General features: G+C 45.3%; 18 protein-coding genes. 11 read left to right on the plus strand and 7 right to left on the minus strand.

Features of this window, described 5'->3' with window-relative positions:
• The first annotated feature begins 10 nt into the window (after window positions 1-10).
• Together QTO06_RS13550 and QTO06_RS13555 are read left to right on the plus strand one after the other, a co-directional pair.
• A complete protein-coding gene (locus QTO06_RS13550) occupies window positions 11-2,407 on the plus strand; it encodes a fimbria/pilus outer membrane usher protein (RefSeq protein ID WP_331408480.1) in 2,397 nt (798 codons plus the stop codon).
• A gap of 38 nt (window positions 2,408-2,445) precedes the next feature.
• A complete protein-coding gene (locus QTO06_RS13555; protein ID WP_331408481.1) occupies window positions 2,446-3,336 on the plus strand; it encodes a hypothetical protein in 891 nt (296 codons plus the stop codon).
• Between the two features lie 66 nt (window positions 3,337-3,402).
• Here QTO06_RS13555 and QTO06_RS13560 read toward each other — a convergent pair whose 3' ends face one another.
• Both QTO06_RS13560 and QTO06_RS13565 read right to left on the minus strand, forming a co-directional pair.
• Window positions 3,403-3,876, minus strand: coding sequence for an FKBP-type peptidyl-prolyl cis-trans isomerase (locus tag QTO06_RS13560; RefSeq protein WP_020194145.1), 474 nt, complete (start codon window positions 3,874-3,876; stop codon window positions 3,403-3,405).
• A 14-nt stretch (window positions 3,877-3,890) separates the two neighbouring features.
• On the minus strand, window positions 3,891-4,523 hold the full coding sequence (locus tag QTO06_RS13565) for a thiol:disulfide interchange protein DsbA/DsbL (RefSeq protein WP_331408483.1): 633 nt from the start codon (window positions 4,521-4,523) through the stop codon (window positions 3,891-3,893).
• 372 nt (window positions 4,524-4,895) lie between these two features.
• Here QTO06_RS13565 and QTO06_RS13570 point away from each other — a divergent pair, with 372 nt between their 5' ends.
• Window positions 4,896-5,519, plus strand: coding sequence for an OmpA family protein (locus QTO06_RS13570; RefSeq protein WP_331408484.1), 624 nt, complete (start codon window positions 4,896-4,898; stop codon window positions 5,517-5,519).
• A gap of 88 nt (window positions 5,520-5,607) precedes the next feature.
• Here QTO06_RS13570 and QTO06_RS13575 read toward each other — a convergent pair whose 3' ends face one another.
• The 4 genes from QTO06_RS13575 to QTO06_RS13590 all read right to left on the minus strand — a co-directional run bounded on the left by QTO06_RS13575 (window position 5,608) and on the right by QTO06_RS13590 (window position 7,473).
• Window positions 5,608-5,967 carry a glutaredoxin family protein gene (locus tag QTO06_RS13575; protein WP_331408485.1) on the minus strand — a complete coding sequence of 120 codons (360 nt, stop codon included), beginning with the start codon at window positions 5,965-5,967 and terminating at the stop codon, window positions 5,608-5,610.
• A gap of 146 nt (window positions 5,968-6,113) precedes the next feature.
• A complete protein-coding gene (locus QTO06_RS13580; protein ID WP_331408486.1) occupies window positions 6,114-6,656 on the minus strand; it encodes a hypothetical protein in 543 nt (180 codons plus the stop codon).
• On the minus strand, window positions 6,643-7,188 hold the full coding sequence (locus QTO06_RS13585) for a YaeQ family protein (protein ID WP_005433408.1): 546 nt from the start codon (window positions 7,186-7,188) through the stop codon (window positions 6,643-6,645). The genes QTO06_RS13580 and QTO06_RS13585 overlap by 14 nt, the downstream gene beginning before the upstream one ends.
• Window positions 7,189-7,263: 75 nt before the next feature.
• Window positions 7,264-7,473 (minus strand): cold-shock protein, encoded by a 210-nt coding sequence (locus QTO06_RS13590; RefSeq protein ID WP_005433440.1) that lies wholly within the window; start codon window positions 7,471-7,473, stop codon window positions 7,264-7,266.
• Window positions 7,474-7,841: 368 nt separating this feature from the next.
• Here QTO06_RS13590 and QTO06_RS13595 point away from each other — a divergent pair, with 368 nt between their 5' ends.
• On the plus strand, window positions 7,842-8,108 hold the full coding sequence (locus QTO06_RS13595) for an alternative ribosome-rescue factor A (protein ID WP_054823771.1): 267 nt from the start codon (window positions 7,842-7,844) through the stop codon (window positions 8,106-8,108).
• Here QTO06_RS13595 and QTO06_RS13600 read toward each other — a convergent pair.
• The gene (locus QTO06_RS13600) at window positions 8,105-9,268 is read right to left on the minus strand and encodes a threonine/serine exporter family protein (protein ID WP_331408487.1); all 1,164 of its coding nucleotides are present in this window, start codon (window positions 9,266-9,268) and stop codon (window positions 8,105-8,107) included. The two genes, QTO06_RS13595 and QTO06_RS13600, sit on opposite strands and share 4 nt — an antisense overlap.
• A gap of 363 nt (window positions 9,269-9,631) precedes the next feature.
• Between QTO06_RS13600 and QTO06_RS13605 the strand changes: the two genes are divergently transcribed.
• From QTO06_RS13605 to QTO06_RS13635, 7 genes are all read left to right on the plus strand, one after another.
• Window positions 9,632-11,074, plus strand: coding sequence for a transporter substrate-binding domain-containing diguanylate cyclase (locus tag QTO06_RS13605; RefSeq protein ID WP_331408488.1), 1,443 nt, complete (start codon window positions 9,632-9,634; stop codon window positions 11,072-11,074).
• 117 nt (window positions 11,075-11,191) lie between these two features.
• Window positions 11,192-11,938 carry an outer membrane lipoprotein-sorting protein gene (locus QTO06_RS13610; RefSeq protein WP_331408489.1) on the plus strand — a complete coding sequence of 249 codons (747 nt, stop codon included), beginning with the start codon at window positions 11,192-11,194 and terminating at the stop codon, window positions 11,936-11,938.
• A 66-nt stretch (window positions 11,939-12,004) separates the two neighbouring features.
• Window positions 12,005-13,234, plus strand: coding sequence for an ABC transporter permease (locus QTO06_RS13615; RefSeq protein ID WP_331408490.1), 1,230 nt, complete (start codon window positions 12,005-12,007; stop codon window positions 13,232-13,234).
• Window positions 13,224-14,459, plus strand: coding sequence for an ABC transporter permease (locus QTO06_RS13620; RefSeq protein ID WP_331408492.1), 1,236 nt, complete (start codon window positions 13,224-13,226; stop codon window positions 14,457-14,459). Before QTO06_RS13615 ends, QTO06_RS13620 begins: the two co-directional genes overlap by 11 nt.
• The gene (locus QTO06_RS13625) at window positions 14,459-15,172 is read left to right on the plus strand and encodes an ABC transporter ATP-binding protein (RefSeq protein WP_009699547.1); all 714 of its coding nucleotides are present in this window, start codon (window positions 14,459-14,461) and stop codon (window positions 15,170-15,172) included. The genes QTO06_RS13620 and QTO06_RS13625 overlap by 1 nt, the downstream gene beginning before the upstream one ends.
• Before the next feature lie 79 nt (window positions 15,173-15,251).
• Window positions 15,252-16,424, plus strand: a complete 1,173-nt coding sequence (locus QTO06_RS13630; RefSeq protein WP_331408496.1) for a hypothetical protein — start codon at window positions 15,252-15,254, stop codon at window positions 16,422-16,424.
• A 162-nt stretch (window positions 16,425-16,586) separates the two neighbouring features.
• Window positions 16,587-18,587: a HAMP domain-containing methyl-accepting chemotaxis protein gene (locus tag QTO06_RS13635; RefSeq protein ID WP_331408498.1), complete on the plus strand. Its 2,001-nt coding sequence runs from the start codon at window positions 16,587-16,589 to the stop codon at window positions 18,585-18,587.
• Window positions 18,588-18,604 lie beyond the last annotated feature (17 nt).

Below are 18,604 nucleotides of genomic sequence, written 5' to 3' on the forward strand. Positions count from 1 at the left end.
GAAGGTTACAATGTGGCGCGCATTCGTTGTATCGATCGCTGTCCTTATTTCTGGGGCTGTATGGGGAGGCTCTTATAGCCTCTCTTTGCCCCTTGTGTATGAACAAAATCAGCTTGGCGAACTTCCTGTTGAAATAAACGGCATGGCTCTTGAGCGAGTGTCAATCGATGTCCTTCAAGATTTGCTCGGAACGCGCGTGAGTCCGGAGTGGTGGTCGCAGTTTTTTGGTTCAGAACCGTCAACATTCGTTGATATATCAACGCTTGCTGAGCGAGGTATCGAGGTTACACTTAATACTGAATCCTTGTTTATTGACGTTCGACTCTCGGCACAAATTCTCAGCGAACAAGACATTACTTTGTCGTCTGGCTATCCCGATTTTATTCCCTCTGAAAGTGGCTCGATAAGCTGGTTAAACAGTTTTAGCTTTGCTTATAACAATTATTGGCAAGAGGATGTTGAGACTTGGGACACGTCGCTGGATTGGTTGTCACAAGGTAATATCGGTGGTGCCAGTGGTGTGAATTTTCTTTTAGCCAATTATCTTGAAGCGGATAACGAAACCACAAAGTTTTCCCGAGGTGAGTGGATTGCTTTCTATGATGATCCAAACTTACCGATGCGTGCTTCCACAGGGGACGTTATCAGCGGTGAATCCGGACATATTTATGGCATGTCCTTGGGCGGTTTTTCTATTGAGAGTCGATACGCTGACTTACAACCGGATCGTGAGACAAGTCCTGAGAGTAGCCAACAGCTTGTTTTGCTCGAATCCGCTGAAGTGGAAGTTTATGTCAACGGTGAACGAATTTCTGGTGGGCGATTGGAGCCGGGACGTTACAACCTCAAGAATCTGATTTTAGATAACGGTGCTAACGATATTACGGTTGTCGTCAACTATGTTTCTGGTAAGCAAGAAGTATTACGCTTTACTCAATTTTACAACGCTAAGCTGTTGAAAAAAGGTCTGATTGATTACTCGTTTTCCGTTGGACAGCCAATCATCTATGACAACCGTCAAGTCGAATACGAAGAGGAATGGGTAGCGACAGGTTACTTAGAATATGGTGTCACTGACTGGTTAACCGCAGGTGCAAACGGCTTATATGCTCAAGATGGTTCGATATTTGGGGCTCTGACTACTTTCAAAAGCGGTGTAGGGAATGTGACTGCCCGTTATTCGCTAAGCTCTGCAAGTTCGGGAGAAGACGGGTGGATAGCTTCCCTTGATTATGAAAACAGCATTTTTGGAAGTGGGGAAAGCCAATCTCCCAACCTACGTTTTGCGATTGAAAAATCGGATGATTTTCAAAACAAACCTTGGCAAGAATCCCAAGAAGGGAACTCATATACACAATATCTCGCAAATTACTTTTGGCAGATAAACAGTAAATTTGATCTGACATTAACAGGACGCATGACTCAACTCCCTCCTGATGATGAGTTACGTGGTTCGATCTTGCTAAATTGGAGACATGGTGGTTTTACGGTAGGGGTTGGTAGTGAATACGAAGAATCCGAGCGTTATAGCGAACCGGATACGCGTTTCTTGTTTACCTTTGAATACAATTGGTATTCAGATGAGCATGGAAATCGTATAGGTCTCTCTTACAACAGTGAGAGTGAACGAAGCCGAGCGTATTTTAGTAATGAAGGTTTGAACTACGTTGGTGATTATGGTGTAAGAATCGAAGCTGAGCGGGACGAATTTCGTGATACACAACGAGCTCAATTGAGTTACACCGCAAATCGTTTTAGAGCAGAGTCCGAAGTGAGTCGTGATGTAGTGAGAAAAGAAGATACCGAGCAATACCAAGCTTCATTGCGTCTAGCGACTGCAGTTGGCATGGTTGACGGTGATTGGGGGTGGGGACGTGCGACCAGTGGTCCTTTTGTTGTGGCAGAAATGCATCCGACGTTGGGTGAAGCGACTGCGAACCTAGATGTAGACTCCCAAGGAAGACCAACGGCAATGGCGACGAAGCACCTTAATGGTCTTGTCTCGATCTCCCAACCTTATGCTCGCTATGCGATGGATTATAACGTGATGGATTCTCCCATTGGTTATGACTGGGGAGATGGCAAACTTGAGCTAATGCCTGCGGCGGCAACCGGATATTTGTTGACGATAGGTTCCGATGCGTCATACACGGCGAGTGGTTATTTGAAGCGTTTTAGCGGTGAACCTATCGAGTACCGACAAGGGCGTGTGTTGGTTGATGATGAACAAATTGAGTTTTTTACCAACAAGCAAGGACGATTCTTCATTCAAGGTCTACGCCCTGGCATATATACACTTGAGCTTTATGGACTACAGACTAGCTCTGTCGTTATCTCGATTCCTGAGTCTGATACGAGCTTAATCGATTTAGGCGAAATCACCGTGATGCCGAACAATGACAAATAATTGAGAGCATTGTACCGGTAAAGGAAAAGGAAAATAGGATGAAAACAGTTAATTGCAGTGATGTCTTAACATTCGCAACCGTGCTATTTCTTACTGCTTTTGCTTCACCGTTGTTGGCGAATGATGGCAGCGAAGCAAAGTGTGAGGGGACGTTTAGGGTAAGCATCAATGATACACCTTATAAACCTCGTGTGACGCAGCCTGATACCTTGTGGTTTCAAGGTAAAATAGAGTTAGATAGCCAACTAGTTAACTGCATGAGCGGCATCGTCATCAAGCCTTCAAACGGTTGGCAGCAGGTTGTTTCTGGCCCTCAAGGTAAGATCAATTCGACAGTCCTTAACACGCAAAGAAAAAGCTTGAATCGAACGCCTCAAGGAGACTTTTTATTACCAAACCGTGGTAGCAAACAGGTCGATTTTTGGGTGCAAGTACCCGATGGAAGAACCATGCGACCGGGTGATTATCGAGCAGACTTTGAATTTTCTTTACTTGGCAAGCAAATCGAAGTTGGCGTGAGAAATGCAGGACTTGACTACACGATAAAGCCATTCGTACGAGCGCGCATAGAGGCAAAATCGAGTTCCAATGTGTCTGTCTCTGGGGCAAGTGTGACGGTAGATATGGGAAATTTAACCAAGCAAAACCGAAGGGATTTGGACATTGTCGTAGTGAGCAATGCTTCAGTAAAACTTGAGCTCGACTCGTTGAATCATGGGCACCTCGTCAATACGAAGAAACCGAGTCATAAAGTTCCTTACACCACACTTTTGCAAGGTCAGACTCTAGGGTTGGATAGTCCGGTGTTTTTAAATACTCATCGAGGGAACCAAACTCGCTTCAATATGGCTTTTGAGAATAAGGCGGTGCCAGGTGCTGCAGCTGGCCAGTATGAAGATGAGATGACCATTAGTTTGATTGCCTACTGATTAACGTAAGTTGAGACCAATAAAAAACGCCGCAATCAATGCGGCGTTTTTTGTTCTTGCTGAGGATTATTGGATGTCCAACAGTTCCACATCAAAGATCAGTACACTTGCTGGTGGGATAGGACCTGTACCGTTTTTACCGTAACCAAGTGTGCTTGGTACGAACAGGCGGATTTTCTCACCCACAACCATGTATTGCAGACCTTCTTGCCAGCCTTTAATCACTTGGTTTAGGCCGAATGTGATTGGTTCGCCGCGCTCTACAGAGCTATCGAAAACCGTGCCGTCGATCAGAGTGCCGTGGTAGTGCACCTTCACTTTGCTCGTCGCGGTTGGGTGAACATCACCAGTACCTTTCTCAAGCACTAGGTATTGCAGGCCACTTTCTGTGGTAATTACACCTTCTTTCTTGCTGTTCTCAAGCAGGAATTCCTGGCCTTTAGCAAAGTTTTCGTCAGCCACTTTGTGGTTGGTCCAAGTGCGGTAGATAAAGAATGCCGCTAGGACGAAAATAATAAGAGGAAACAGAAATTTAGACACAGTAGCTCCTTGTCTTATTTTGGTTGTTTTAGCAGATAGTTGATGGTGTCAGCCATAGCTTCAACGGTTTCGTGACCACCAGTGATAACTTGGTATTTACCGTTTACAATAAACGCTGGAACTGAGTTAATTTGACCACGAGTTGTGATCTCTTCTGCTTTGGTGATGTATTCAAACAGTTTTGCTTGTTGCGCGTCGTCTAGCTGGTATGGGCTTACTAGGTTGCGAGACTTAAATGCTTTCTCAACTGCCGCTTGGCGCTCGTCTGCTGTTGCATCTGCACCCATTTGAACTGCGGAAAACAGCTCTTCCATAAATGCTTTGTCTGGTGTGCCGTTAACTTGCATTGCTGCTGTGTAGAAGATGATCGCGCTGATCTGTGCACTCTCGTTAAAGGTAACGTGCATCTTCTCAACCTTTTGTTCTGTCAACGATTCGATCTGAGGAACGAACTGTTCCATCGTACGGCAGTGGCCGCAAGTTAGAGAGAAAACTTCAGTAACTGGCGCTAGGTTGTATTCAGCAAGAGAAACAGGCAGTTCTTCGTATTGCTTGCCTTGTTGTGGCTGACTATTGCCGTTATCACAAGCTGTAAGGGCAAATACTGCCGCAAAAAGTGCAGCGCCTTTAGAAATAGTTTTAAACATGGGTCAGGCTCTAAATAGTAAAATTGTTGCTAGTTTATCGGTTAACGGTATCGACGAAAACCATTAATACGGCTTGTTACACTAAAGTGAGACAATCGGAGAAAGTTTAGACAAAACATGGCTATGACGAGTCAATTAAAGGCTTCAATGCTTGAAAAATCGAAGCTTTCGACCGTTACAAAGCTCACTCTAGATAAGTGCAACATTGGTATCCAGCTCATCACCATTAGTGAGGTTAGACAAATGAGAAGTGAAGTCAGAACGTTGGCACGATAGGTGCTTGGTAAATGGGATGAAATGGTAAAAAGCACTAAAGTTTGGACGATTTGAGCCGACACAGTGGACAGGAATTCATTCTACGTTGGTAACGGTATGAAGCATTGGTTTTTAGTGGCATGCGGCTTTTTAGCTGGATGTGGCAGCATTAATTCAGATATGGTTCCGGGCGGTAATATGTTGGATACCGCTCCTCGAACTAACTCAGAACTTAGACACCCAGAGTGGGGTTATGCGAAGTATTACGCATCAACACCTCGCTATGTGGCTCAAGCACCGAGCACAATGGAAAAAAAGTCACAGGGCGTGACGTCACTGGAGATGTTTTTAAATAGGCATCAAATCGCCCACGAAACCATCAGTGGCGACCACCTTATGGTGCGTTTGAAAGAACAGGTACACTTCCAAACTGGGTCTGCGAGATTATCATCACAGTCAGAAGATTGGTTACGTAATCTAGGGCAATATCTTGCCGGACGTACGGATGTAGATGTAGTGATTGATGGCCATGCGGACAGCACAGGTGCAGCAACCTTCAATGATTCTCTTTCTGAGAAACGCGCTCGTGAAGTTGAAAAGCAATTGTTAGCCACAAGCTTGCCGCGCCAACGAGTATTTTCTCGTGGTTTTGGTGAGTATGTACCCCAGTGCAGCAATGCAACGGCCAGTGGTAAGGCGTGTAACCGCCGCGTGGAATTGATGTTGATAGTCGATCAGTAAATTCTCATTCCATTGAATTGAATTGAAATAATAGAAAAGAGGCACCGTATGGTGCCTCTTTTGCATCCGCCAATGTTCTTAGGGGGAACTAGGCAAATTCTTTTTCAATGTAAGCGACGATGTCTGAAGATTCGTAAAGCCACTGCGTTTCGCCATCTTTTTCAATGCGAAGACAAGGTACTTTCACGCGACCGCCACCTTGCTCAAGTGCTTCACGATGTACTGGGTCGTTTTTCGCATCACGTAATTCAATGTTTACGGATTGACGCCTCATGGCACGGCGAACTTTTACGCAGAAAGGACAAGCTTCAAATTGGTATAGCGCATAGTTTTTCGCTTTGTCATCAACGCTTTTTTGTGCCTCTGCTGAGCGTTTAACGCCACGAGGAGAGAATACAGCGTTGAGAAGTAAGATGATTTTTCCCAAAATCCAACGGATAAACTTCATAATGATCCCTTGATGTTCAGTGGATGAGTGTCCTTGAATGTCATGTAACGAGCTATAAATTACAGGCCATATGTAACAGCCAAAGCACGCCGTTGCATGAAAGGAGGTAGTCTATCAGGTGTTTGGTTTTGACAAAACCATGTTTTTTATGAGGAAAACAGGCGCTTTATCCAGCTAACTAGCCCGCTGGCTTTTGCTGGGTTTGCTTCTTTACCGAGGTAAAAACTCTGCATTAAGTCGGTACGGAAAGCGTCGAGATCCATACGCTTGATCACTAACTCGTGTTGCAGAATGTTTTGCGTTTGCTCAGCATGGTCGTGAGCAAGACTAAAATCCATGTTGAGATAGCCTTGAGTGTATAGCCATAAATGCGTCACCAGTACTAAGTCTTCGGCCGACTGATTGGTGAACTTTTCCGCGTGCTCATCACCTAGCGTGTCACTCAAGACTTGCTGCATGTGATGAGTCGATGAGGCGTGCTGCTCATAGAGTGCACTGGCTTCGATGTGAGATTTAGTTAAAAGCCCAAGCATATGCAGCGCAGGGGCTGTGTCAGGCTTGTTTTCACATACTCTAATGAACAATGGGGCTTGTTCTTTTGTCCAACGTCGCCTTGCAGCCTTATGCTCATTAACGAAGGGAATGTTTTTGAACCCCATTTCTTGGATCAGTTCATTAAGAGGCGTCATTACTTTGCAATTCCTTCACCGTCACTTCGACGTGTTGTTCGTTAATATCAACGAAAATAGAGGTGCCGGTAATCATAACAGATAGGCTAGTGCCACGGTCAAGGTGCTGTGAAATCAGATCGATAGCATCGTAATCTAGGCTTGCCACGTCGACAGGAAGCATGCCAAATTTGCCAGCCATCTTGTCCCACCAAACTGACGCTTTGGTGTTGTAGGTGTAGACTTTCACATTCTTAGCCAAACGGGTCGCTTTCTTGATGCGATCTGGCTCTGGCTCACCAATCTCAATCCAATGTGTGATGGATTGGTCGTCCTCAACACGCCACAAGTCTGGCTCTTCTGTTGTAGAGAGACCTTTAGTGAACTCGAGATCATCCTGTGCATTCAAGCAGAACGCGAAAATACGAGCCAGCATACGCTGTGGCTTTTCAGAGGGATGAAGGGCGATAGTCAGGTTTTTTGAATCGTAGTAATCGTTGTTCATATCGGAGATAGCGATACGAAACTTGTAAATTGTTGGTTTTAGAGCCATGGGAAGTATCAATAAATGAAGGGCAAAAAAATAGCCAGCTAAAAAGCTGGCTACCATATCAAAATCTTAAAAGGATTAAACTAGAGTGATTTTCTCAGCTTGTGGACCTTTTTGACCTTGAGTGATTTCGAATTCTACTTTCTGGCCTTCAACAAGAGTACGGAAGCCGTCACCTTGGATTGCAGAGAAGTGTGCGAAAACGTCAGGACCGTTTTCTTGTTGGATGAAGCCGAAGCCTTTAGTTTCGTTGAACCACTTAACTGTACCAGTAGCTTTGTTAGACATGTTTATTTCCTAAATATCTAATTTTATGTAAATCTTCGCCTAATCGGCGCTTATAGCGTGGAAAAATAAATTGCTATTGCGTACCACAGGACGGGGGAATTACGAGTAATCCAACGAAATGTGAAAACAAAGAACTTTCTTTCTAGCCGTGTTCGAGTCTAGGTTAATTACGGGTATAGTCAACATTTATTGCTCTATCAAAGGCAAATATTTGTATCTAGTCACTTTTTATACAGTGTTTTTTTGATGAAATTTCAAATAAATGACGTTGATGTGAAGTTTTTGAAGAATAAAATGAAAATAATTCTACAAATTTGACTATTTTATCTAATTATTGTCCAATCTGGTTCGACCATTACGGAGGATCTATGGGAAAGAAAAAACTCAATCCTCAGCCAAATGAATTGAATCAAGATACCGAGTTTGGCAGAGGGGAAATCAAAGACAACGCACTTAAAGCGGTCGTCACTAGTCAACTGTTTAGAACGCGAGTTGTGAAAGCCAAAAAAGGCAAAGGTAGCTTCAATCGGAAAGCGAAGCATAGAGGCAAAGAGCCCTATTCAAAGTTCTCACTAAAATGGATTTTGAATAGGGCTTTTTTCTTGTCTGAAGGTAATGGCGAAGCGGTGTTCTAGCGTTCTATTTTTGGCGAGTAAATCGAGTAGGCTGTAATTTGCCCTGCGACGATGGCTGAGAACATGAACAGCGCTGAGAGACCAATACTCGGAATCGGAAGGATCGATTGTTCAAATACCGACTGACTCGCACTGACCAAGACGCGACTGCCCGGAACCAAAATGATGATGCCTTGAACAATATAGATAGAACCCGTCAGCTCCATCTTTTTCGCAATCCAAGTGCCGTAAAGTGTAATCAGAACGGTCGTTACCCAAGTTCCAACCACCCAGCCACTTTCGAAGCCGAGATAAAATGGCCCCCACATCCCCAGCATCGCGACAGGCAACCCAAGCAGTATATCGATAGGGCGGGCGTTAAAAATCACACCAAGGCACGCTGAAATTAAGAACAAACCGCTAATGTGCATCCAAATCGGAATCTCATTGGTGTAAGCAATAGACAGAGCTTGTCCCCAAATCCCTTCGCCAATGTTCAGCCCCATCGTGATACCAACAAACAGTTTGATTAATGTCAGTGCGCATTGCCCCAATAAGCTAGTGCCCGAAACCAAATCATTAAACGCCAAACATTCGAGTGAGTTAGCAATGGAGAGGCCGGGTACGAATAAGACAATCGTCGCGATACATAGCGCCCAAACAGGGATCGGAAGTCCAGTGCTAGATAGATAAGCGACAATAATGCCGGTGAACAAAGCTGCGATAAACTCAACCGCAATTGCGCGTCTCGCTCTGCAAACTTGCTGACATCCCCAGACCATAAAACCGAGAATAAAAGCAAAGCCGACCGCCTCTAAGGTGCTGCCAACCAACATCAAGTACGCGGGTGGAATGCCCATGTTTGCCAATGCGATAACCCATGAAGGATAACCAGCAGGTTCTGGAACGGGTTCGCTACTCGGTTGGTTGATACGGATGATGGTATTGGCGAGCAAGCTGAGATTAATTGATGCCGGTTTAAGGCGCTTGAGCACGACAGCGTTGTTGTCATCAGGAAACTGATAGTTGATTGCGGTAGGTGTAGCTTGAATCATCACATCCACGCCATGTTTTTGCGCGTAGTGTTGAGTGTATTTCTCTACTTTGTAAGGCGCACAGCCACTACGATGCAGCGTATCGCCAATTTCGACGATTTTGTTAATTCTATATTGAGAAGGCATGGCGAAAGCGAAAATTTCGGGTCACAAAAAAATTGCGCGTAAGTTAACAAAGTGATTCTTATCGAGCGAATAATCATTACTTTTTTTATGTGATTTTGTGGGTTGTGTCAGGTGTTCTTACGCGCAATGATAAAACTGAAGAAAGCGGAATGTATTTATCGCACTTTTATCCATATAAATTTGATAATAATTCGCGATAGATTAATAAAATATTATGGTAATAAAGTACCGTTTTACAGCATAAAGGTACTAATTTAGATTCATATCAATAAGAGTCACTTCCCATCATTAAAAGCTCTGCTATACCTTTAGTTCTAATTAAGTCTTAGATAATACTTTCGGATAGGTTGGCGAGAAGTAGGTATGGCTCTCATACGTTATAGTACTTATGGTTGGAAAAGCGCAACATTTGGCATCGTTCTGATGATCGTGAGTGCGCTTTACAGCGCCGCATCCCAGAGTCATGAGACCAAACAAGGCGCCTTGATTGTTGCCAACTCTAAAGCTTGGAAACCATTCTCTTATCTTACCCCAGACGGCGAACCCCAAGGCATTTTGATTGATTTTTGGCGTGAGTACTCTGTTCGCAATGATGTGCACGTTAAATTCCTTTTGCTTGATTGGGAAGAGTCTTTACTCGCTGTAAAGGACGGGCGTGCAGACGTTCATGCGGGGTTAATATATTCTGCAGAGCGGAGCCAGTATCTGAACTTTGGCACAGTGATTATGCCTATCGATACTCAGCTTTATGTAAACAGTGACCTGTTAGGAATTGACGTGGAATCGGTGCTGAAAGGTGAATCGGCAATGGAAGTTGGTTTGGTGAAAGGAGGATACGAAGAGACTTTCGTTCGTAAACACTACCCGAACGCGGCAATACGGTTGTTTTCGAATAATGATGCGTTGCTAAAAGCAGTTACGAATAAGCAAATTTTTCTGTTTGTCGCTGATACTCAGGTATCCAATTTCTACATGGCAACAACACGTGACTCGGTGACTTTTTTACCTGTATTGCATCTTTACAGCAAAGATTTAAGAATCGCGACGGGTGACGGCAGTGCAAAGTCGATTGAAGAGGTATCGAGGAATTTTGAGATAGTCATGGAGGCAAATAAGGACCGGATCCTCAGTCGTTGGATTCATGTTAAAACTGTCTATCCAGCGTATCTTGCGCCCTTGGCCGTATTTGCTTTGGTTATTGCAGCCATGTTCCATATCTTTTCACTCAAAAGAACGGTGGCGTTGCGAACTCGACAGCTAACCTTGGCCAATCAGCAGTTGTTTGAGTTGACCCTGACAGATCCGCTTACCAAGCTTTATAACCGACGTCATTTGATTGAACGGTTGGCGACATTAAGCACAGTAAAAAGAGACCTGACCGTGATGGTGTTTGATATTGATGACTTCAAATCCATCAATGATCAATTTGGACATTTGGTTGGGGATCAAGCCATTATCGCCGTTGCGAATACGGCGAGAACCGTGATCGATGAAAGAATGACGTTGGCACGCATTGGTGGCGAAGAGTTCGCTTTGGTGACAGCTTCGCTTTCTGCTGAAGAGGCTGAAGTGCTCGCGCGTACAATTTGCACCCAAGTAAATTGCGCACCAGTGACCTTAGATGGACAAACGATTAGCGTTAGTATCAGTTTAGGATGCGCGTATTATCCAAAATTTGATGAACAACCAAGCCTGCAAGATGCAGATCAACTCATGTACCATGGCAAGGCAAATGGGAAGAATCGCGCTGTATTCCAAATCATCAACAGAAACAAAGTGGAACCACTACTTCGTAAAGTTCAGTAAAACTTTGAGCGTGCTCTCGCTGACCTTCATCCTCTCCTTGCTATACTGATTTGAACTCCCTGTTTTTATTGTTATTTCTGACGTGAATAGTGTTGGATTTCAGTGTCGAGGACAGTTATGCGTACTGCTTTGTTATCTCTCATGTGTTTGTTCACTTCACTTACAGCTGTGGCTGAAAGTGCTTTTGATATCGTGCAAAAGTCAGATCAAGCAATGCGCGGTGATTCCAGTTATACCGAATCTACAATGGAGATCATTCGTCCTGATTGGACTCGTTCGATGACCATGAAGAGTTGGACAAAAGGGACGGATTTGTCTTTGGTGTTGGTTACGGCGCCAGCCAAAGATAAGGGCAGCGCTTCTCTAAAACGACAGAGAGAAATGTGGAATTGGGTGCCGAGTATTGAACGCGTCATCAAAATTGCGCCATCTATGTTGAGCCAATCGTGGATGGGCTCTGACTTCACCAATGATGACTTAATCAACCAGTCTTCTATCGTGGTCGATTATCAACATGAATTGAAAGGCGAGGATACGTTTGATGGCGACAAGGTTTGGGTGATAGACGCCGTTGCAAAGTCCGATGCTCCTGTGGTTTGGAGCAAAGTAACGTTGTGGATTTCCAAATCGACCTACCTACAGCGCAAAGTAGAATTCTACGATGAGTTTGATGAGCGAGTGAACGTGATGACGACTTATGACGTGAAAGAGCTCGGCGGGAGAAAATTAGCGACCAGAATGGAAATGCAGCCGCTTGATAAGCCAGACAACAAAACCGTACTCATCACCCACCAAGCACAGTTTGACTTCGATATCGATGACAGTTTTTTCTCTCAGCAACAGATGAAATCGCTGCGCGACTAAGTTTGGATAAATGAACGGCTAAAAGAAGAAACGGATAATCAAACATCAACGAAAGGAAGCGAATCAATGCTTGTGAAACTGGCTTGGCGAAACCTCTGGCGACAAAAGCGCAGGACATTACTGACGGCGTCTGCGTTGGCATTGGTGCTGTTTCTTTCGCTTATTACGCGAGCGTTTCAAGAAGGCAGTTATACGTCCAATATCAAAAATGCCGCCAAGTTTTATACGGGTCTGATTCAACTGCAAAACCCCGAGTTTGGCGACTCTTCCAGTATTGATGATGTCTTGCCGCAAACCAACACCTTCATTTTGGCGGCGAAAAACAATCCCAATATTGACGTGGTATTACCTCGGATAGAATCTTTTGCTTTAGCCGCAAAAGACGAACGCTCAAAAGGCGTGATGGTACTAGGCGTTGAGCCTGAAGCTGAAGATCAGTACTCCAATATCAGCGACAAATTGATTGAGGGAAGCTACATCCAATCAGGGCAAAAAGCAGTGCTAGTTGGTGGTGGTTTAGCGAATTATTTGCAACTCACGGTTGGCGATGAATTGGTGCTATATGGTGCCGGTTATCGAGGACAGACCGCGGCAGGTTTGTATCAAATCTCGGGCATTCTTCATTTTCCTTTGCAGCAGCTTGATTCTCAGTTGGTGTACATGCCGCTCGATACTGCGCAAAACCTGTATTCATTGGATGGCCAAGTTACCGCATGGGTTTTGAATACTGAGAGTCTAAGAGACTTACCTGATACCGTTGAACAGCTTAAAGCCGAGTATGGCAAAAATGTCGCCGTGAAAGATTGGAAAGAACTTTCGCCAGAAATGGCACAGCAAATCGCCTTAGATAAAGCGGGCGGTATTTTCTTGATTTACATTCTCTACGGCATTGTTGGTTTTGGCTTGTTCGCGACAATCTTAATGACGACATTGGAACGCCAACGTGAGTTTGCTGTTATGTTAGCAACCGGAATGCTGCGCTCCAAGCTCGTCCTTCTGCTCACGATAGAGTCTCTGTTTATGTCCGTCATTGGCATTCTCATTGGGCTTCTCGTGAGTGTTCCTGTGTTGGGGTATTTCTATGTTAATCCAATCGAAATTACTGGCGATGCTGCCAAGTTGATGCGCGAAAGTGGTTTTGAACCCATTGTACCCGTTTCGCTAGACCCACACTTACTGCTCAATCAAATCGCCGTCGTGCTGTTCATTCTCTTGTTGTGTTTACTTTACCCAATGATTCGTATGCTTCGAATGCCTATTGCGGCAGGGTTAAAAGGAGGTGCTCATGCTGGTTAAGTTGGCTTGGCGTAACTTGTGGCGCAACAAGTTGAGAACCTCAATCATGCTCGGAGCTATGGTATTTGGCTTGATGGGCGTGGTTGCCATGATGGGGTTTATGAATGGATTGGTCGATAGCATGATTAAGAACGCCATCTCTTGGCAAACCAGTCATTTTCAGATCCAGCAAAAGTCCTACTTGGTCAACCCTGAGCTAAAAGATGTGGTTCCCGATGCGAATAAGATAGGCAAAGTGTTATCGGCTAATCGAGAAGTGAAAGCGATCTCTGAGCGATTTCTAGCAGATGGCATGATAGCGTCGGCGCGCAGCACACGTGGTATTCGCATCAACGGCATTAATATCGAGCAAGAGCAAAACATCACGCCACTCTCGAAACATATTGTCGACGGGGAATGGTTGAGTGAAGAAGGCAGAAATCCGATTTTGGTATCGAGCAAGATAGCCGAACGATTAAAGCTACGAGTCGGGTCCAAAGTTGTACTTACTCTGTCTGATATCAATGGGGAAGTCGCAGGCGCAGCATTTCGTGTTCGAGGTATATTCAAAACACCATCGACAGGGTTTGATGACGGTAATGTCTACGTCCGCAAAGCAGATCTTGAAAAGGTTGCGGGGCTGAGTGGCACACACGAAATCGCGATACTCCTTACTTCTAATAACGATACTGAGCTCAAGCAGCTACTGGCGTTCACTCACTCTATTTTGCCGCCGGAAAGTAAAGACTTGCTCAGTGTGAGACCTTGGCAGGAGATCCAACCTTTGCTCTCCACCATGATGAGCACGATGGATGTTTCCAACCAAGTGATGCTCGTGGTGTTTGTGCTGGCGATGACCCTTGGCATCATCAATATCATGCTGATGTCGGTGTTTGAACGCACACGAGAGTTCGGGGTGTTAATGGCTGTCGGCATGCAAAAACACAAGATACGCTTGTTGATTGTTTTTGAAACCTTGTTCCTCGGATTAAGCGGTTGTGCACTTGGGGTGCTCGGGAGTGCAATTATGCTCAAGGTGCTGAGTATTACCGGATTGTCGCTGGCTGGCATGGCAGAAGGGCTAGGGGCTTATGGCGTGGATACCTTGCTTTATCCACGGGTATCGATAGCGGAATATCAAATGATCATTGTCGCGATTTTTGTTGCCAGCTTTATCGCAGCCCTGTATCCCGCACGACAAATTTTGAAGCATCGACCTGTGGATGCCATGGCGGAGAAAAGCTAATGACCATCAAACTACAAAACCTAACTAAGATTTACAACGCCGATGGTGATTACCCTGTGCACGCAGTGCAGTCGGTCGATCTGGAGATCAAGCAAGGTGAGTTCGTTGCGATCATGGGACCATCTGGTTCGGGAAAAACGACGTTGCTGAACATGATTGGCGGTATTGATGCCCCAAGCTCTGGCAAGGTGGAAATCGATGGTTGCATGATTTCATCGATGTCAGAAAAAGAACTGATTGCCTATCGTCGCGATAATATAGGCTTCATCTTCCAAGACTACAGTTTGTTACCTGTATTAACCGCGCTTGAGAATGTGGAATTCGTCATGCAGCTGCAAGGTAAAACCGAGCGAGAGTGCCGTGAACGTGCGACGTCCTTGCTTGAACAAGTGGGGTTAGCGGAACAAATGAACAAGGTGCCAGGTAAGATGTCCGGCGGGCAGCAGCAGCGTGTTGCGGTTGCTCGTGCTTTAGCGCCAAAGCCTCGTTTTGTCATGGCGGACGAACCTACTGCCAACTTAGACGCTAAAAGCACCGCGGAGCTGCTCGACATTATGGAGCAACTTAGCGAACAAGAGGGAACGACGTTTATCTTCTCGACCCATGACCCGCGGGTGATAAAACGTGCTCACCGAATTATCGTATTTGAAGATGGTCGTTTAGCGCGTGATTTCAGTAATATTGATAATCGCGCAGAGAGGTCGCATGCATAGAGCTGTTTCCCATTTGTCTGCGACTTGCACCAAAGCTCTCCAATTCAATACTTGCTTGCCCAGAACAAAAGTAAATGTAATGTTTATTAAGGCGTTAAGCCTTTCATTGCTTAGTTTTCAGGCTGGTTCTGCCTTGTCTGCGGTTCCCGGATTAGAGCCTCAAAAATCATGGGATTTGGATGGTTACATCAAATACATGGCAACCTACAGTATTCCTGATGGCACTGATAATACGTTCGATAACCTGATACACAATCGACTTAACTTTGAATACCGTTTTTCCTCTAGCTGGCATGTGAATGTTGGGCTACGAAATCGAGCACTTTGGGGCGATTCTACCGACTTTCCTGGCTATGCCGATTTGGTTGCGTTGGATTCTGGTTACATGGATTTAAGCAAAAACTGGCATGAAGATGATGTGGTCATTAACAGTCAGCTGGATCGCTTGTATCTCACTTGGCAGCAAGATGACTGGGGAGCGCAACTGGGGCGCCTTCGTATCAATTGGTCGATGAATACGATATGGAACCCAAACGATATCTACAATGCGTATTCGATTTACGATTTTGACTATGAAGAGCGGCCAGGCACGGATGCGGTCATGCTGAGCAGAAAATTAGGTTTTGCCGATGGGGTAGATTTGGTGTTTTCACCAGCTCGTCAGTCAGGACAAGACAGTGCCTCACTGCGTTATTTCGCCAATCAATCGGGATGGGATTATCAGTTTATTGCAGGACGAGCTCGGATGGATTACATACTCGGCGCTGGTTTTGCAACGGATGTGTTTGATGCGGGTTTTCGTGGAGAGCTCACGTGGTTTGATCCCATTGATCCAGAATTTGAGGGTGAACCGACCAAAAAGACCACGGTTGCCAGTATTGAATCAGATTACAGCTTTGGCGGTAAACGCAGCTGGATGGGACGTGCTGCGTGGTTATTTATCTCTGAACCGCAAGATGCATCAAGCGCATTAGCGTATTTGAACCTTCCTCTCGATGCAAAAACGTTGAGCTTTACACGAAATACATGGTATGCCGATGTGAGCTTTGACTTAACGCCTTTAAATCGCGTCACGCTCTCAACCAGTTACTACGATGATCATTCCTATTTCCTTGGGATATCGAGTAACTACTCCCTTGCTAATGACTGGCAATTGCTCACAGTAATCCAAAGTTTTAATGGTAGCAGTGGCAGCTTGTTTGGCGAAGCACCTGCGACTTTGTTGTTTGCGAACGTAAAGTACAGCTTTTGATGCTGACTGTTCCTTTATCAGTAAAATAAATCGCCAATAGGTTCCCCAATTTTTACGATAAGCACCCGCATACATTCTTTTTTGTTTAACTTGTGATACATACATTTAACATTCTTGTTAATCTCGTTATATTTAAGGCTCATCGTTGTCAGGAGTTTATGGATGAACCTTACGATATCAGGGAAGTTGCAGCTCAGTTTTGTGCTGCTAGCCGTACTTTTTATGGCATCAGCGATATTCACGTATCGCAACGTCACCACCGTAGAGCAATACGCCTCTTCGTTACTTAAATCCGATTTACCGACCGTCGACACCAGTCGTGGTATCCAACAGTCCGTTCAAGCGTCGCTGTCTTCTATTCGAGCCTACATGTTGCTAGGTGGGGATGAAGAGGCGAGCGCACGTCTGAGTGAGGACGTACGCAATATCATGGCGTCAACAGACGAGTCGCTTCCGACGCTGCAGGCTTTGATCTCTGAACAGGATTTTCAAGCGATTCAAAGTCAGTGGGACGCGGTAAAAGTCTCTTTAAACAAGTTGATTGAACTCAGCCACAGTGACGAGAACTTGCCCGCGCACAACCTCTTTATTAACGAAGCGGCACCCATTGCAGAAGTGGCACTTGATCAGCTTCAAAGCTTAATCAATGAAGAGTCAGGAAACCCATTTGGTGGAGACAGAAAACGTCTGTTTAAAGTCTATGCCGACAGTTATACCTCCCTCGCCAATGCACTGTCTGCTTTGCGAGATTTCCTGTTGTACGGCCAGCAAGATCATCTGGACAAATACCACGACTTGATTAAGTACCACAATCAGTCTGTCGCGGAAATCGACAGTAAACTCGACAGACTAACTGATAACGACCAATCATTGTGGTCACTGTTTAAGGAAATGCAGCAACTGTACTTTCCTTTAGCAGAGCAGGTAATTGCATTGCGTCAGTCACCAGAGTGGAACGAATCAAACTTGCTGATGGCAAACGAACTGTTGCCAGCAGCGGATGCCCTAGACCAAAGTTTAGAAACGATCGTATTGGCTCAGCAAAGTCGTGCTGATCAAAGCGGGCAGGGCATTAATCAGTCAATCAAGAACGTACTCACCACCATGTTGATTGCAGCGGCATTGGTTTTGTTTGCCGCAGTAGCGATTTCAAAATACATGGGCAACACCATTGGTCGCCGAGTGAAAAACTTATCGGAGCGTGCAAAGACGATCGCTTCAGGAGACGTTTCTCAGCCTCCACTCACCGTTGTTGGGAAAGATGAATTGGCAGACCTTACCGATTCGATTAACCGCATGAACCAATCGTTAGCGAGCATCGTGGCAGGGGTGAGTGAAAAAGCGCACCAAGTGGATACCAGCATGGGGGCTTTATTGGAATCGGCGCAAGTCACTTCATCGAATGTTGAACAGCAACAGACCAGCATTGTTGAAATGGGAAGCCAATTGGATGAAATCGCTTTAGCCGCGCGTAACACCCTAGATCAAGCCAATCAATCGGTGCAGAAGCTTTCTGATTCAAAAGGCGAGATTGAACAAGGTCGCGATGCACTAGAGCAAAACAAAGTCACCATGGAAAGCTTACATGGCAGCATTGAAACCGCGAGCACGCAAGTGACGCAGTTAAGCAAAGAGAGCGAAGCCATTGGCCGAGTTACGGAAGTGATTGAAGGCTTGGCAGAGCAAACTAACTTACTGGCATTGAATGCCGCGATAGAAGCAGCGCGTGCGGGTGATCAAGGGCGAGGCTTTGCGGTTGTGGCGGACGAAGTGCGCATGTTAGCGACGCGCACCACTCAATCGACGACAGAAATCAACGGCATCATTAATGCGATTCAACGCTCGACCAATTCGGTGGTTGAGGAGATTGAACACAGTCAATCACTGGCGGAGCAGGGCGCTGAGCACATTGAAAAAGCGGTCACTCGTTTGCTCGCTACTACTGAGCAAATCGGTTCTTTGAATGAGCAAATGGCAGAACTTGCGGCAGCGGCAGAGCAGCAATCGCATGCGACCAATTCGATCACTGGATTGATGTCCGGTATTACTCAATCAGTGGACGAAGTTTCGAATAACAGCCAACGTGCATCAGAGACGTCATTGCAAGTAAAAGAACAAGTTACTGAGCTGAATCAACAGATGGCAACTTTCAAGACCGCATAAACTTTATCTAGAAAAGC

The sequence above is a fragment of the Vibrio sp. M260121 genome (assembly GCF_036533715.1).
In the GTDB taxonomy this organism is placed as follows: Bacteria; Pseudomonadota; Gammaproteobacteria; order Enterobacterales; family Vibrionaceae; genus Vibrio.